12 protein-coding genes are annotated in these 16,522 nt (G+C 46.4%); all 12 read right to left on the reverse strand.

Annotated features, from left to right (window positions below; all coding sequences use genetic code 11):
* Positions 1–141 precede the first annotated feature (141 nt).
* The 12 genes from KTG14_RS11565 to KTG14_RS11620 all read right to left on the reverse strand — a co-directional run bounded on the left by KTG14_RS11565 (position 142) and on the right by KTG14_RS11620 (position 16,359).
* On the reverse strand, positions 142–2,130 hold the full coding sequence (locus tag KTG14_RS11565) for an acyltransferase family protein (protein WP_216971091.1): 1,989 nt from the start codon (positions 2,128–2,130) through the stop codon (positions 142–144).
* Between the two features lie 222 nt (positions 2,131–2,352).
* Complete coding sequence (locus KTG14_RS11570) at positions 2,353–3,414, reverse strand: copper resistance D family protein (RefSeq protein WP_216971092.1); 1,062 nt, start codon at positions 3,412–3,414, stop codon at positions 2,353–2,355.
* Complete coding sequence (locus tag KTG14_RS11575) at positions 3,411–4,004, reverse strand: copper resistance CopC family protein (protein WP_216971093.1); 594 nt, start codon at positions 4,002–4,004, stop codon at positions 3,411–3,413. Before KTG14_RS11575 ends, KTG14_RS11570 begins: the two co-directional genes overlap by 4 nt.
* A gap of 925 nt (positions 4,005–4,929) precedes the next feature.
* Positions 4,930–6,027 carry an ABC transporter ATP-binding protein gene (locus tag KTG14_RS11580; RefSeq protein WP_216971094.1) on the reverse strand — a complete coding sequence of 366 codons (1,098 nt, stop codon included), beginning with the start codon at positions 6,025–6,027 and terminating at the stop codon, positions 4,930–4,932.
* A 19-nt stretch (positions 6,028–6,046) separates the two neighbouring features.
* A complete protein-coding gene (locus tag KTG14_RS11585) occupies positions 6,047–8,332 on the reverse strand; it encodes a glycoside hydrolase family 65 protein (protein WP_216971095.1) in 2,286 nt (761 codons plus the stop codon).
* A 27-nt stretch (positions 8,333–8,359) separates the two neighbouring features.
* On the reverse strand, positions 8,360–9,043 hold the full coding sequence (gene pgmB / locus KTG14_RS11590; protein ID WP_216971096.1) for a beta-phosphoglucomutase: 684 nt from the start codon (positions 9,041–9,043) through the stop codon (positions 8,360–8,362).
* A 4-nt stretch (positions 9,044–9,047) separates the two neighbouring features.
* Positions 9,048–10,091: a LacI family DNA-binding transcriptional regulator gene (locus KTG14_RS11595; protein ID WP_216971097.1), complete on the reverse strand. Its 1,044-nt coding sequence runs from the start codon at positions 10,089–10,091 to the stop codon at positions 9,048–9,050.
* A 40-nt stretch (positions 10,092–10,131) separates the two neighbouring features.
* Positions 10,132–10,830, reverse strand: coding sequence for a YesL family protein (locus KTG14_RS11600; RefSeq protein ID WP_216971098.1), 699 nt, complete (start codon positions 10,828–10,830; stop codon positions 10,132–10,134).
* A gap of 24 nt (positions 10,831–10,854) precedes the next feature.
* Positions 10,855–11,691, reverse strand: a complete 837-nt coding sequence (locus KTG14_RS11605; protein WP_216971135.1) for a carbohydrate ABC transporter permease — start codon at positions 11,689–11,691, stop codon at positions 10,855–10,857.
* Positions 11,691–12,566, reverse strand: coding sequence for a carbohydrate ABC transporter permease (locus tag KTG14_RS11610; protein WP_308462030.1), 876 nt, complete (start codon positions 12,564–12,566; stop codon positions 11,691–11,693). The genes KTG14_RS11605 and KTG14_RS11610 overlap by 1 nt, the downstream gene beginning before the upstream one ends.
* Before the next feature lie 99 nt (positions 12,567–12,665).
* Positions 12,666–13,916 carry an ABC transporter substrate-binding protein gene (locus KTG14_RS11615; protein WP_216971100.1) on the reverse strand — a complete coding sequence of 417 codons (1,251 nt, stop codon included), beginning with the start codon at positions 13,914–13,916 and terminating at the stop codon, positions 12,666–12,668.
* Positions 13,917–13,980: 64 nt separating this feature from the next.
* The gene (locus KTG14_RS11620; RefSeq protein ID WP_216971101.1) at positions 13,981–16,359 is read right to left on the reverse strand and encodes a glycoside hydrolase family 65 protein; all 2,379 of its coding nucleotides are present in this window, start codon (positions 16,357–16,359) and stop codon (positions 13,981–13,983) included.
* Between the last annotated feature and the right edge of the window lie 163 nt (positions 16,360–16,522).

The raw sequence follows: 16,522 nt of genomic DNA on the forward strand, positions 1-16,522 counted from the left end.
TACCCCTCTCCGATTTCACTGCGCTTTTCCGGTCTTTATTTCCTTAGTAACTCTTTCGACTCAGCAGTTATTTTCCCTGCCAAGCCCAGCAATAGAAAACGCCTCCGAAAGTTGGGCCTTCCGGAGGCGTTTCAATGTCTATCAGTTTAAATTTTCAAGAGCCGGTTCAAGATACTCTTTCAATGCCGGCCCCATCGTTTGCGAATAAAGCGTCGTCAGATGGTGTTTATCGCGGTAGACGAGTACGTTGCCGACCACAGGCGGGCACGCGTCATCCGTACAGAAATACTCAGACATGTCTGCAAACGTGACATTGTCTGGAATGCCTTCCGTGTTTTCCCACGGCACTTCATCCGCCAAAGCTTTATCGCGTTGAACAGAACAGTCCTTCAAATTCGCACTATCAAGACAAAAAGTCGGATCATTTTCCATACGCGGATTATCGCGTACGGCAAAAATTTCAGCCACATCCTCGAACTGTTTCCATTTTTCGATATATCCACTTGGAACAGCGTCCTCAGAATCTATATTCGCTGTAGTGAAAATTAAATCTGGAGGATCTTCAATCAGTTTCTTCTCAAGATTTTCGTTCCACTCCATGCATAATTGATCTAACTCGCCGTCAAAATCATCACTCGAGAAGCGGCAAGCATTTTTATTGTATACATCAATACGCATATTCAAATCTTCGGCAATTGCTTCAAGCGCCGGGAACCAATGGCCAGAATGCGAACCACCGACCAATGCCAGAACATGTTCGGGGTCTTCTGTCACTCCGAAAGAACATTCTTTGACATTAGCACCCATCGTATCCGTAGAATAGCAATTGATATCTTCATAGAAGGTCGGTAAATCTTCTTTTGCTGACAAAAAGTCAGGTTGAAGCTCAGCTTCTTCAGAAGGTTGAATATTCTCAGACACCGCTTGTGCTCCTGGATTGTCTTTTATTGTCGCTGTCCCTCCGCTATTCGCCTGGACGAAAACTCCCCAGGAGAGCCCGACTAAAATGGCCGGTGCCATTAACGCGACCAGTACTTTCGATAAACGTTTTTTCGAATGCTTGACTGGCATTTCGCGTACCGGTTTTTCGACAAGACGAATGGTCATGATCGACAATACGACTGTAACGGCCAAGATGCCGATGCCGCCGAGTGTTGTGACTGTTTCCGTATTGAAATAGGCATAGTAGAACACCAACAGCGGCCAATGCCATAAATAGAACCCATAGGAGATGCTGCCGAAATACTGGAACGGTTTCGAGCCAAGCAATTTCTGGACACCGAGTGCCTGCCCGTTTTCACTGGCGATGATGACCAGGATAACCCCTCCAGTAGGCAGCAATGCCGCAAATCCAGGAAACACGGTCGATACCGGAAGGACCATGCCGGTGAATGCGATGATTGCAAGCCCAGCCCACCCTATGATGAGGTGCACAAAATTCGGGAATTTTAAGTATGGAAGCAACAGCGCAAGCATTCCGCCGAGCGAGAACTCCCAAGCGCGCGCAAACGTATCAAAATATGCCCATGGTTGATTGACTGCAGTAATATAGACCGAATAGCTGAGTGAAGCAAGGAAAATTACTGACAACACGGCAAGCAAAGTTTTGCGCACCGGTGTTTTCAGGATTTTTGTTGCCAATAAATAGACCAGCGTGATGACGATTGGCCATGTCACATAAAATTGGCCTTGAATCGACAATGCCCAAAAATGCTGGAATGGACTCGCGGTATTATTCTGCGCCAAATAGTCGACGGCGCTATTGGCAAGCTGCCAGTTTTGGAAATAGAACATCGACGCAAACAATTCAGCGATCGTCTGGCGCCATGAACTAAGCGGCAGCAAGGCAATGGACAGTGCTGCGCTTACAGCAAGCACGGTAAAGGCCAGTGGAAACAGCCGTTTTGCCAGCCCCAATAGATTTTCCAGATAGTTGATGCGGCCTTCGCGCACCATCCGTGACAAAAGAGACGTCGTGATTAAGTATCCTGAGACAATGAAAAAGACATCGACCCCGCCGGAAACCGATCCAATCCAAATGTGATAGACTGCTACCAAAAGCGCTGCTACTGCTCGAATTCCTTCCAATTCAGGACGGAAGCGCTTTTCAGGCACCCGTAAATCTGCCATTATATGTACCTCGTCATTCTATAATTTTTAGTGTAGGATTCGTTAAATAATAAAAGTAATATTTGGAAATTTATTATTAAAATGTAAATTTTTGAATAATTAAAATCTATCCCTAACCTTTGCAAGTGTACCCCAACCATGCACAAGTCTCAACAGCTTAGCAGATAGTCGAAATATTCTTTGCAAGAAAAAAAACCTCACCATTTCAGGCAAGGCTCTTCATTAAAATAAAAAGCTGAACATCAATCCGGTGTATGCCGCTGCGACAAACCCAAGGCCGAAGATGAACAACAGCCATTCGGGCAGCTGCTTGCGATACCCCAGCCATTGTAAAGCCAGGAAAATCAAGCCGATCGCCATCATCAAGAAACCATCGATATTCGGCGTCCATAAAGCGTGTACCGGAAGATATTGCGGCCCGGCAAACCATTCGACAAATGGCGCGCTGCCTTCTAGCCGGAACGTTTCGTTGATATTATGCGGCGGGGCGAGCTTGCTCATGAAGGCGGTAATCAATAACACCAATAGCAAGAGCCAGCTCTCCACTTTGAGCCATGAGCGGTTCGGGGCGTCGCTTCTGGATAAAACGGCATTGATGAACGCTGCGAGCAGGAGCGGAATGATGCTCAAATGCTTCAGCAGCAAGAGCTGGCCATAAGGTAGAATCCAAGAACTCGCGTAATCTTCGGGCGCCACGAAAAACAACATGAGCCAGATGCCGCTGCCGATCAAAACGATCATCATAATTACAGAAAACGGCGTAAACCATTTAAGAAACGCGCGCCAATTGCGCCCGTCGCGCAAAAACCAGGCAATGTGGATCAAGACGCCTGCCCATAATACGAGCGCGAGGAAATGAAGCGCATGCCCGGCAAATCCTTGCCAATCCGCAATCGATGCCGCATGGCTTGCGTACGCCACGTTAAGCACGCTGAGCACGAGCCAAAATGCACGGAATATCGCAGACCCATTGCGCCATACAACAATCAACCACGCCACAGCCATCAAGACTCCGAATACATAGCTTTGACCGGCGCGAAACTCTGTGGCCACATCCACCACCGCTTGCATCAGGCCGAAGCTTTCCGTCAGCAACAGGATAAGCTGTAACACGGGCGGAGCAAGCAATAGCGGAATGAACGCCAGCGCAAGCATAAGCCATTTTTTCGAAACTTCAACAAGCGGCTTTTTTTCCGGTCGAATGAAACGCAAGACGGCGTCCCCTGCAAGAAATGCCAGTACCACGTAAAGGAAAAAATCCGATAACGCGATCAACCAGTTCATCGTTTTCTACGCAATAAGACTACGGCGGCAATCAATAAGATGATGGCGATGCCCGCAATGATCAAAGTCATACTCGAACCGGCGTCTTCTGAAGGGGCTTCGGGCTCCCCGCTTGACGCTTGCTCCGTATCCGAAGCTTGTGTTTCCTCCGCTTCCGTTGCTTCCGCCTCTTCAGCTTCCTGTTCATCCGTTACTTCTTCAGCTTGTTGTTCTTGCGTCTGTTCTTCTTGAGCCGCTTCTTGCTCACCTGCTTGCAACTCAAAAGCAAGAGACCCTTGGATCGGATGGCCATCTTCGCTCAGCACATCATATTCCACGACATAAGATCCGTCTTCAAGTTCCTGCGCTGGCGTGCCGACCAATTGATCTTCCATAACGGCGACTTCACTGAAATCAACAGCGGTCCCGTCCATCGTCATCGTCATGGCGCTGCCCTGCTCGATACCGGCACTGAAATCGAGTACCACCTGTTCAATTGGCTCAGCCACAACCGAGCCTTCCGCTGGAGTAGACGATTCAAGCACGGAATGGGCGTGTGCTGTCATCGGCAAAACCAGTAATGTACTTAATAAAATCAAAGTCTTCTTCATAGGTATGATTCCTTCTTTCTTTTTAGATGAACTCAATTATTGCATCCACTCTTTTCAGCCTATTTCATTTGCACGGAAGAAACAAGAACGAGACGCTTGGATTTATGAACTTTCCCCGAAGATTGGCGTGATAAGAAAAAGCCCCGAATGATTTCGGGGCTTTTTTAAGGTTGTCGAAAAACTCAGGAAATCGTATTTTCCGAAGCTTATCGCTCGCTTTCCGTGGGGCGGGAATCGAGCCTCCTCGTCACTAAAACCGTTGCTGCCACATCTGCAAGCAGATGCGTCGCAAATGAATGTGCTCAGCACAGCTTCACTCATTCATTGCCTGCGGGGTCTCTCAAACCCGCTAGTCCCACAGGAAAGATAAGGTCGAACTACGTGAGATCTTATCTTTGCGAAGTAATGCGCAGCATTATTGAGCAGAAGGTTTTACGATCGAACGCTTCTCCAAATACTCAGATAGCACATTGATTTTTGAATGTAGAAATGGTGATTTCTTTTTCATTCATAGCGGATTATAGACTTCTTCAACACTCTGTAAAAAGCCCCGAATGATTTCGGGGCTTTTTCTTTACTATCCACGAACCGCTTCCTGCGAAGTCTTTTCGCGCTTTTCCCAAGTTTCATCAAACAGGCTCACCGCGATCATCGAAGTGAAGCTGAGAATCGAGCGCACGGAAGACGTGTCCAATAATGCCTGTGCCGTTCAAGATCATATAGCAGCCGGCATCATTGACGACCGATGCGATGGCGCTGATGAGCCCAGAGTCCCCAAAATTCTTCCATTCGGAGCGATTTAGCGAAGCGCTACATACGGGTCGTTTTATATATATCCGAAAATGGCAGCAGCGACTAATAGAAAAAAGCATTCACATCCTTGGTGGGCATGAATGCTTTTTCGTTTCCTAAAGAGAACGTTTGCTTACTTGATTCGCAGTTTCGAATCTTTATCAAAGAAATGAACTTTATTCATATCAAAAGCTAAATCGATTGTTTCGCCGGCTCTAACAGCGAATCGGGCGTCGACGCGGGCGACAAAATCCTGATTGTCGACAGCCGAATAGAGCATGATTTCAGACCCCAATAATTCCGCTACTTCAATGTTTGCATGGATTTTCGACTGGGGCGAATGGTCAAGGAATAGCGGTTCGTCGTGGATATCTTCCGGGCGCACGCCAAGCACCAATTCCTTGCTGTCATAATCCTGGGCGCGCAGCATCTTCAGCTTGCCTTCCGGAACCAACACACCGTCCTCCCCTATAACAAATCGATCTCCTTCTAAACGGCCATTCAGAAAGTTCATCGCAGGTGATCCGATAAAGCCACCGACAAAGATATTATCCGGCTCATCGTACACTTCTTTCGGCGTCCCGACTTGCTGGATCAATCCATCTTTCATGACGACGAGGCGCGTCGCCATGGTCATCGCTTCTGTTTGGTCATGCGTGACGTACACAGTCGTTGTCTGCAGGCGGCGATGGAGCTTTTGGATTTCGGTCCGCATTTGAACGCGCAGCTTGGCGTCCAAGTTGGACAGCGGCTCATCCATCAGGAAGACATCGGCGTCGCGGACAATTGCACGTCCCAAAGCGACGCGCTGGCGCTGGCCGCCCGATAAGGCTTTCGGCTTTCGATTTAAATAATCTTGCAAGCCCAGGATGTTCGCTGCGTTTTCGACGCGCGTCTTGATCTCGGATTTTTTCATCTTGCTCAATTTCAAACTGAATGCCATATTGTCATAGACATTCATATGCGGATACAGCGCGTAGTTCTGGAAGACCATGGCGATGCCGCGATCTTTTGGGGAGACATCATTGACACGCTTTTCGCCGATATAAAGCTCGCCTTCTGTGATGTCTTCAAGTCCCGCAATCATTCGCAAAGTCGTCGATTTTCCACAGCCGGACGGGCCGACCAATACCAGAAACTCCTTGTCACGGATTTCTAAGTTGAAATCCTGTACGGATACAACGCCTTTGTCGTATTCCTTTTTAACGTTCTTTAAGGTTAAACTGCTCATTCGATCCTCTCCCGCATCTTCAATTTGTTGTTTCGGGCATGACTAATTCTTTTCCGTTCTCTATAAGCACAGCTTCTCCGTTGTGGGTAAAGCCGAGACTTTCCCCTTCGATAAGTGTATAAACTGTCGCTTCCCTGGTTTTATGGACTTTTAACACTCTCGCTTGATAGCGAAGATGGAAGGTATAGGAGTTCCATTCAATCGGCAACGATGGTGACAGGTATAGGCCGCTTTCTTTCAGGCGGAGACCGGCAAATCCGTAGACGATGCCAAGCCAAGTGCCCCCCATATTGGCCATGTGCAAGCCATCTTTCGTATTATGGTGGGTGTCTTCCAAATCCAAGCGGGCTGTCTCACTGAAATAGCTGTATGCCTTTTCGGAATAGCCTAACTTTGACGCCATGATACTGTGTACACAAGAAGATAGGGACGAATCATGGGTAGTGATTTCCTCGTAATAATCATAGGAGTTTTTCATGGTCTTGAGATCTTGTTCATCTTCCAGCAAAAAATGGGCGAGCACGGTGTCTGCTTGCTTAAGCACTTGCCGGCGATACAAGGTCAGCGGATGGTAATGAAGCAGCAAAGGAAACTTTTCGGCAGGGGTATTCTTCAAATCCCATCTGGCTTTTTGCAGAAAGCTATCATCCTGCGCATTGATTTCGAGTGTTTCGTCATAAGGCAAGTACACATTTTCGCCCGCCATCTGCCACGTGTCCACTTCCGTTTCCGTCAACTCCATTTGAGTCGACAATTGCCTCAACCGGTCGATATCCTTGTCTTCCAATAGTTTATAGATTTTCACAGCCCATAATAAATTATGCTTAGCCATCACATTCGTATAATAATTATTATTTACAATGCAGGTATATTCATCAGGGCCTGTCACGTCATCGATGCGGAATTCGCCGTGTTGCATATGTCCCACATCGGCCCATAGACGCGCGGTTTCAAATACTACTTCAGCCATATACCTTTTCAGGAAATCTTCATCTTTTGTGGCCAAGTAAAACTGGACGTAACTATAAGCAATGTCTGCACTAATATGGTATTGGGCAGTGCCGGCCGGGAAGAACGCTGAACTTTCAGCCCCAGTGATGGTGCGCCAAGGAAATAAAGCACCTTTTTCATGCCCCATTTCCTTTGCCCGTTCTCTGGCATGGCCAAGAATCGAATACCGATGCAACAATAGATTTTTGGCGATGATTGGATTGGTCATCAAAAACACAGGGAAGATGTAAATTTCCGTATCCCAAAAATAATGCCCTTCATATCCTTCGCCTGATAAGCCTTTAGCTGCGATATTGCTGGCGGGGTCTTTTCCGACCGACTGCAACAGCTGGTATAAATTAAAGCGGATACCTTCCTGTACTTGCTGATCGCCGTCGATGGCGATGTCCGATACCGCCCAAAATTCGTCTAGATAGGCTTGTTGCTGTGCGAGCAAATCGTCGAAAGTTTTGTCGCGGACTTGATGAAGCAGCACTTCCCCTTCGTTTACCAGATTTTCACCATGCCGGAGTGTATCGGTGAAGATATTGTACTTGGTGAACCGGATGGCTGAATCTCCCTTGCAAGTATAGATTTCTTCAACAGAGGATTCAGTCGCTGCGCCACTATGCTCATAGTTTTCTGCATCGATAAAGGAGGTTGACAGGCATGCCACCTCCAAACCGGTTGTAAAGGTCGTAGCTTTTACAACTGAGAATTGCGCTTCTTGCCTGATGTCTGTGACGCGGAGGCGCTTCGCATGCCCAGAGGCAACACGGGGGTCATCTTTGTCCACGTAATTCGCGACATCCCCATTTACAGTAGAGACGATTTTCACTTTTTCGACCACAGAAATCGGTTCCACGCGGATATCGATTGCGAATAATTCCTTCGCTGTAAACGAAATCACGCGCCTGAACTGAAGCTTCACTTCTTTGCCCTTCGGCGATATCCAGTGGACAATCCGTTCTGAAAATCCCGCATCCATGTGCAAGTTTCGCTCAAAGGACAGCAATTCTCCTTCAAATAACGAAAAACGTTCATCGTCTAAATAGATTTGAACCCCTTGAGCATCTATTACGTTTAGGACCTTTTGCTGCGTCTCAGGAAAGCCGAATAATTTCTCTCCGTATACGATCTCGGTTTCATCATGGAAGGCATTGATGTAAGTGCCCCGGATGGATTTATATCCATCTGTGTAGCCTTCTTCGAAATTGCCCCGGACACCGAGATAGCCATTTCCGAGTGACAGCAAGCTTTCAGTGGTCAATAAGCTCTGATTATCCAATTCGTATTTCGTCAATTTCCAGCTCATTTAACCCTCCCTTTCCTACTGGCAAGCTTAATATGCTTGTCTCCATTTCTGGAATTGTTGGATGATCTTCTGAAAATCCAATTCACTGGTCTCATTTACCAAATAATGTGCATGCGCCAAATGTGTCCGATCCCCAACACCGACTGAAAACATATTCGCTCGATTGACCGCTTCCACTCCTGCTGCTGCGTCTTCAATTCCAATGCAATTGCTATAGGAAACGCCAAGCGCATCTGCTGCGGCAGTAAAGGTTTCTGGATCGGGTTTTCCTTTTTTCACCTTGCCGGCATCCACCACATAGTCGAAATAATGGCTGAGGCCCAGCTTTTCCAAAATCAGCGGCGCATTTTTACTGGCAGATCCGAGGGCGATTTTGATATTCGCTTCCTTGTTTTCCTGCAGGAAATTTTTGATCCCGGGCAATATATGATCTGGTGTAATCTCCTCGATCAATTCTAGGTAATAACTGTTTTTTCTTGTGGCCAGTTCCACTTTTTCTTCATATGAGAATGGTTTAGCCGAAGAGCCCAGTTCGAGTATGCGGTCCAGGGAATCCATCCGGCTGATGCCTTTGAGTTGTTCGTTGAAATTCCGGTCGATCAAGATGCCTAGCTGCTCTGCGAGATTTTTCCAAGCCAAATAGTGAAATTCCGCCGTATCGGTAATTACGCCATCCAGATCGTAAATAACAAGCTCAGGAGATTTCGCCATAAAATTAAGTCCTTTCTGTTTCTGCGATTAGGCCCACCAGATTTTTTACGCTTTCGCGTTCAATTAACCTATGCTCAATCCACACGTGCTGCTGTTTTTTCTTGCCATCTTTTATATCCTGGAGCAATTGGGCCGCGCTTCTGCCGATTTCAACAAAGTCCTGGTGAATAGTGGTCAGTGCCGGGTATGTGTACCTGCTGAAAATCAAATCGTCAAAGCCCGTGATGGAGATGTCATCAGGAATTCGCAGTCCTTTCTCATTGACCGCTTTCATGACACCGATCGCCATTAAATCACTGAAGCACAAAAACGCAGTAGGCTCGTTATGTTCCAGTTCGTTCTTTGCCAGCACATAGGCTTTCTCTTCTGAAAAATCCGCGTTCAATACGGTCACTGCCCCAAGGTCCAGCCCACGACAAGCCAACGCCCTTTCAACGCCTTTCATGCGTTCTTTATTAACGTAAGTTTCTTCAGTCCCGGCAATGACCACGATTTCCCGATGGTTCCGCTCAAGTAAATAATCGGCAATTTCCTTCCCGGCCTGGGCGTTATCGATGGACACCGTTCCGATCAATCCATTTTCTGCTGTGCTCATGATATCAAGTACGACACAAGGCAAGCTGGTGTCGATTAATTCTTTATAATATTGGTCGTCCGTCCGTATCCCTTGCAAGATTGCTCCCCCAATATTGCGTTCACGGCAATATTGGACATAGCTTTGCTGTTTTTGTTTTTTCGAATCGATTAAATAAATGGATAAGTCAAAGCGGCTCTCAGAAATCGCCTGATAAACCCCTTTAAATATATCGAAGGCATTATTATCTTTTTCGTTGTCATTCAGCACACCTGATGAAATCAATCCGATGGTCATCTGTTTTTTTGAAGAGAGATTTTTTGCATTGATATTCGGCGTGTAATTCAATTCCTGGGCTACCGCAAAAATCCGCTGGCGCGTTTCTTCTTTTACATCTTTATAATTATTGAATGCCTTGGAAACGACACTTACTGAGACATTCGCTTTTTTTGCAACTTCTTTGATCGTCGCCACTTTGCGGTCACTTCCTCCTGTAGTTTGGGCGTATAGCACATCAAGCCGCTTTATTCGAAGCCGGATTTCCGGAAATTTTCACGATCGTTCTGTGAAAGGCTGAAAAAGCTGAAAAAGCAAGCATGGAACAGGTCAAAAATGGCAGGAGCCATAATAATTGGAACAGGCTGACCCAGATAAGCGCTGCACTGCTCAATAAAATATACAGCCCCGTCAATGGCCTGCCTGCAGAGATGAAAAATGCATTCTTCATGCACTCTTTGCTGTCCATCTCGTAATGGGCCCTGATCGACAAAAAATTGACTGTATAAATAAATAAGGCAGCCCCGAACATCAGAAAGATGAAAGCCGCACTGCTTTTCGCTGCATAAAAATAGAAGTAGCTGTAATACCAGATAAGCCAAACAGTGGCAAATGCCGCGCCCATTTTAACGTTTTTCACAAAATCGGCGTTGAAATGGTAGAGAAATTTTTTGAAGGCCGAAGAATAGTCATTCTTTACAACCCAATCCCTCACTACCGAAAAAACAGTCGCTGTAGCCGGGAAAAACAATGCAGAGGCAAAAACCCATGCTGCTACCCCAAAGATCACGCGTCCATCAGGAGTGCTCATATCAACGGCCACAAGCAGGATAAACAACGGCAAACTAAGGACGAACCACATCAAGTTGACGGCTGACAACCTCATGATCCATTCACTCATCGCATATAGTACGCCCGTGATCCCTTTCAATTCCATATGGCACCTCCAATGGATAAGAGCCTATTTGACAGCCCCTTCTCCGATTCCTTTAATGATATATTTCTGGGCCAGCATATAAAAGATAACGACCGGGATAATTGTTAAAGTCAGCCCCGCCATCGCCAGGTTCCATTCAATGGTGAATTCGCCGAAGAAATAAAAGACAGAAAGCGGAATGGTCCGCAAATCTTTATCGATCAAGGTCAATGATGGCAACAGGAAATCATTCCAGATGAGGATGACATTCAAAATTGCCACGGTTGCCGTAATCGGTGTCAGCATCGGAAAAATGATGCGCCAGAATACGCCAAATTTTGAAGCTCCATCAATAGTCGCCGCTTCCTCGAGAGAGAGAGGAATCGATTTAATGAACCCATGATACAAAAAGACCGATAAAGCGGCATGAAAACCGATGTTCATGAAGATCAAGCCACTGAGTGTATTATACAAAGGAATTCCGGTATCTTGTGTAATTCCCGTCACCAATTGCATCAGCGGCATCATGATCGTTTGAAACGGAATCAGCATCGTCGCGATCATCGTCATAAAAATCACATTGCTGATCCAGTTCCCGGATCTTGCAAGCATCCAGGCCGTCATGGACGACAGGACGACAATGAACGCAACGGAAACGATCGTGACATACATCGAATTGATGAAAGCATTAAAGAAATCCATCTGCTCCATGGCAGCACTATAGAACTGCAGGCCGAACTGTTCTGGCAAAGCCAGTGTGTTTTCGTACAGTTCCTGGCGCGTTTTAAAGGAGTTGACAAAAATAATGTAGATAGGCGACAAAAATAGCAGCGCCATGAGAAATAGCAGTATTTCTTTCGACCAATTTCTTATGGCTCCCATCACATTTCAACCTCCCGCTTCTTCGTAAGATAAACTTGCGTCAATGTTATAGCGGCGATGATGATAAAGAAAACAATCGCTTTCGCCTGTCCATAGCCATAGTTTCCATATCCGAAAATTTCATTGTAAATATTCATGGCAAATAATTCCGTGGCATTTGCCGGACCGCCGCCAGTCAAAGATAAATTGACATCGTAAATTTTAAATCCGTAGGACAGTGTCAAAAACAAACTGATTGTAAAGGCCGGCATGAGAAGCGGGACAGTGATTCTTAAAAAGCGTTGCCAACTGCCTGCGCCATCAATTTTAGCAGCCTCGATCAACTCTCCAGGAATGCCTTGAATACCGGCAATGTAGACGATCATCACATACCCCGCCATCTGCCAAGTAAAGACAAAGACCAATGCGAAAAGCGCAAACTGTTCATTATTCAGCCAATTGAAGAATACCGATTCCAATCCGGTAACTTCTCCAATCAAAGTGAAGACATCGAGAAATACGAACTGCCAAATGTAACCCAAGATCAGCCCGCCAATCAAATAAGGCATGAACAACATCGTACGTGCCAAATTCGCCATCTTCAGCTTGGAAGTTACGAGAAGCGCAAATGCCAAACCTGCTATATTAACCGAGACAACCGATAACACGGTAAATAAGACAGTAAGCCAAGTCGAACTCAAGAACCGTTCGTCTTCCAGCAAAATCCTGAAATTCTCCAAACCGGTGAATACCATTGGATTCGCCCCAATGCCATCCCAATCAAAAAATGCGTAGTAAATGCCGATTACAAACGGAATGACAACTATTATCGTGAAGATGATTAACAACGGTACCGTAAACAAAAGATACCAGCCGATTTTTTTCCTGTTTGCCACATCCATCCCTACTTTCCCATCATTGCTGATTTATTATTTAGAAACAGCAGAACACGCCATATGACAGGCGTGTTCTATTATTCACTAAGCGCTCTTCGGTTACTGAGCGGCATTCTGCCATGCTGCTTCGAGATTTTCCACCAGCTCTTCACCAGTCATGCTGTCGTCTACGAAGAAACTTTCAGCTACTGGAGTAAAGTCGTTCGGAACCACATTGGCCGGATAATCGTTATGCGACCATGGAATGGTGTTCCCGCTATTGGAAGCTTCCAAGACAGCTTGTGATAATGGATCCAAATCGCCTGCTTCAATATTGGTCATCGCAGGAATGAACCCGAAATCTTCAACAATGAATTTTTGGCCAGTTTCGCTCGTATGAAGCCAGTCCAGGAATTCGATGGCTGCATCGATTTCAGCTTGGTCTTTTTCTCCATTGACTGCCCAGTTGCTGCCTACGCCGACTGCCAGCTGATCGTTTCCTTCAAGCGGAAATGGCGCCATTCCGACTTCAAAATCGACTTCAAAATCCTCGAGCATGCCGGATGCCCAGTTTCCTTGGTGGATCATCGCTGTCTGGCCAGCGGCGAAATCGCCGACTTGCGTATCATAAGTAGTGTTTAAAGGTGTTGGCGTATTCGCTCTGATGGCTTCCATAAATTCTCCGAATCGCTGGAATTCTTCTGTTTCCGCAAGTGTTACTTCCCCGTTCGTCAATTGATCCATGAACTCTTCAGGATTTTCCTGAAGGGAAAACGGGTAGTTGCTGATATGCCCGATGAGGAAATAAGCCTCTGATGAAAGCCCGAAACCATTGATTCCTTCTGCGTTAAACTTTTCAAGCGTACTTACAAACGAATCATAATCCTGGATGTCTTCCGGATTGACCATTTCTTTGTTATAGACAATCCCAAACCCTTCAACGCCATAAGGAATGCCGACAACTTTATCGTCCAGCGTCAATTCCATGTCCGGGGCAATATTCTCGACCATGTCTTCATTGCTCAAATCATAGATATAGGATTCCAGACGCTCCGCCACTTCCGTATTCTGTACGCTGAAAATAGATGGCCCGGTCCCGTTGTTCAGGCGGATTTGCAATTGCTGCGCATAATCGTCCCCTGTCGTCCCGATCACTTCCACATCCACGCCTGTTTCTTCCGTATAGGCTTCGGCAGCAGCTTCCAGTTGTTCAGAAATTTCCACTTTGCTTTGGAAAATCGTAATGCCATCAGCCGCTTCTCCTGAAGAACCGCCTGATTCTTCCCCGTCTCCTCCACCGCCGCATGCCGCCAGTACCGATGCGGATGCAGCAATCGCCATTCCCATAACCAATCTTTTATTGAACGCCATTTGTGTTGCCCCCTTTTCATTATTGGAATGCTATAGAAAACAAAATGATCAACTCATTTTGAAACTACCTTCTAATAGGTGAACCTTTGCCTTCCCGAAGAGGGATTTTTACAGAGCGGCTGAGTTCATAGGATTTGCCGTCCACCTCCACTTGCATCATGTGTTCTGCGCTTGATGTGATTTCCAGGTGATCATGGCTAATTTCGATTCGTACCGGCTGCCCGCGCCAAAAAACTGAAAACCGCATATGCTTCCACTGCTTGGGAAGCCGGGGATTGACGCGAAGTTTGCCATCTAGCTGCCGCACGCCTGCAAATCCGAAGACTGCAGATTTCCAGATTCCCCCGATGGCTGCTGCGTGAATGCCGTCATCCGAAGTTTTCATCCCCGGCCCCATATCGATGTCGCAAGTCTTCTTGAACAGGGAATAAGCAAGTTCGCTTTCTCCTATGTCGCTTGCGGCAATCGCATGTGTTGCAAGGCTTAACGAGGAGTCATGGAGCGTCCGGGACTCGTAGTAGAAGAAATTCGAGCGTTTCGCCTGCTCCAAAAAGCGCAGATCCTCTTTCAAAAAACTTTGTTCCAGCAAGTAGAACAACAATAGAACGTCCGATTGCTTTGTCACTTGGATGGCGTTGATCTGCTCAGCATTGTAATCACGGTAAATTGTCCTGACTTTCGACTGCTTTTTGTACTTGCCAAGATCGATTTCCGCCAACTGCAAATACGTATCGTCTTGTGGGATCACCGAATCCCCAGCACGCGGCTGCGGCAAGTATAATTGCCCTGACTTCCGTTGCCACTCCAGATAATCTTCCTTCAAGCCGAATGCTTTACATAGCGCCGGATTTTCCTGTGACAGTTTGTCCGCATAGCGCACAGCCAGCTTTAAATTAAAGTAGGCCATATAGTTTGTGAAAGCATTATTGTCGATATGCTCTTTGTATTCATCTGGGCCAATGACCTTATTAATGTGGAATTCTTTTCTTTGTTCATTCCATTCGAGACGGCTGGCCCAGAACTTTGCCGTTTCGAAAACCATTTCATACCCGCAGCTTTCAAGAAATCCTTCATCTCCGGTAACATTTACATATTGATAAATGGCAAATGCGATATCTGCGGAAATATGCTGTTCAATGAAGCCTGACCAGATTTTTGACTGCGCACCGGTGATAATATCGATATCGCCCCACACCGGTGTGACTTCGCCCTCTGCTGGCCACGCCATTTCCCATGGATACATTGCCCCCTTATAGCCGTTGTCCTTTGCCTTCTGCCGGGCTCCAGCCAATCCATGATAACGATAAGCAAGAAGCGATCTTGCAGCTTCAGGATGCGAAAAAATAAAGAACGGCAGGATGAAAATCTCAGTGTCCCAAAATGAATGGCCTTTATAGCCTTCACCGCTCAAGGCTTTTGCCCCGATGCCCATGCGCTCATCATGCCTGGGCACCATGGCTGCCAGATGATAAAGCGAAAACCTAAGCGCCAGTTGGTCCGTGGAATCCTCGCTTTCGATTTTCACATCGCAGGCGTCCCATACGTTTTTCTGCCAAGCAAGGCGATGGGCTTCCAAGAGATTGCCGTAGCCTTTTTTCTCATGTTCTTTGAGTTCATCAAGCGAACGTTTCTGCAATTGTGCCAACTTAACGATTTCCCGGCCCTTCTCTTTATCACGGCTTGTATGCACCGTGGACAACTTCTCCATTTCCAGGCTGTCGTCCGGCTGCAGCTTGAATTCATAAGACATCCAGGCTTTCCTGCGCTTCATGTCTTTGTCCGCCCGTCCTGTAATTTCTCTCCCGTTGACTTTCAGTGTATGGACCGTGTTATGGACAAAGTCAATGCCAGATCGATTGGTTGTTTGAATCAATTGAATGAAACGCCCATCCAGAATCCGCCGCTCGCCTTCCTTGAAATGCTGGACACCTGAGTTTGTCAATTGCGCATCGATTCCACTGTCAAAAGACAAAACCACTTCATCCGACAAGCTTTTCACTTCCATTTTCATGGCAATTAAATGCAGTTCATCGAATGACACGAAGCGGCTGAAACGAAACAGCAGTTTTTTTCCTTTCGGAGAAATCCATTCAAAAGACCTGGTGAGTTCCGCATCTTTTAAATTCAATTGTTTGATGTAATGCCTTGTTTCCCCGAATTCCAATGAGAAGCGCTCACCGTCTACGCGAATATCGAGCCGGGTAATATCCGCGGCATTCGGCAGCTCCGTTACTTCATTATCTTCCGCTTGATTGAAGGTGCCATTGACAAAGAGGTTTCTCTTTTCATTTAAATACGGTTCCTCATTGACCGAGCGCAAGCCCATATAGCCATTCCCAAGCAGCATGATCGATTCACTCTTGCCCAGCGCATCTGCAGAGAAAGCCGTTTCAGCCAGAATCCAGTCTTTGTAACCTGCAGTGCCAAGCGAATATTCCATCATCCACGCCCTCCTCCTTTCAAGCTTTGCCGTTTTCGAAAACGTTTTAGTTTTTTCGTAAAAAATTTAAGATGGTTTATACGGGTTCTTTTTCGATTTTATGAATCGCCTGTGAACCTTACCATCTTATCAATTGGCAGTGCGCATCTGTTATTATATTTTTCTG

The sequence above is a fragment of the Planococcus sp. CP5-4_YE genome, assembly GCF_019042655.1.
Taxonomy (GTDB): Bacteria; Bacillota; Bacilli; order Bacillales_A; family Planococcaceae; genus Planococcus.

Coding starts and splice junctions, on each gene's coding strand:
- pgmB (WP_216971096.1), bottom strand. CDS start 9,043: ATGGCGAAATCTCCTGAGCTTGTTATTTACGATCTGGATGGCGTAATT.
- KTG14_RS11600 (WP_216971098.1), bottom strand. CDS start 10,830: ATGGAATTGAAAGGGATCACGGGCGTACTATATGCGATGAGTGAATGG.
- KTG14_RS11580 (WP_216971094.1), bottom strand. CDS start 6,027: ATGAGCAGTTTAACCTTAAAGAACGTTAAAAAGGAATACGACAAAGGC.
- KTG14_RS11620 (WP_216971101.1), bottom strand. CDS start 16,359: ATGATGGAATATTCGCTTGGCACTGCAGGTTACAAAGACTGGATTCTG.
- KTG14_RS11575 (WP_216971093.1), bottom strand. CDS start 4,004: ATGAAGAAGACTTTGATTTTATTAAGTACATTACTGGTTTTGCCGATG.
- KTG14_RS11615 (WP_216971100.1), bottom strand. CDS start 13,916: ATGGCGTTCAATAAAAGATTGGTTATGGGAATGGCGATTGCTGCATCC.
- KTG14_RS11585 (WP_216971095.1), bottom strand. CDS start 8,332: ATGAGCTGGAAATTGACGAAATACGAATTGGATAATCAGAGCTTATTG.
- KTG14_RS11605 (WP_216971135.1), bottom strand. CDS start 11,691: ATGGGAGCCATAAGAAATTGGTCGAAAGAAATACTGCTATTTCTCATG.
- KTG14_RS11565 (WP_216971091.1), bottom strand. CDS start 2,130: ATGGCAGATTTACGGGTGCCTGAAAAGCGCTTCCGTCCTGAATTGGAA.
- KTG14_RS11570 (WP_216971092.1), bottom strand. CDS start 3,414: ATGAACTGGTTGATCGCGTTATCGGATTTTTTCCTTTACGTGGTACTG.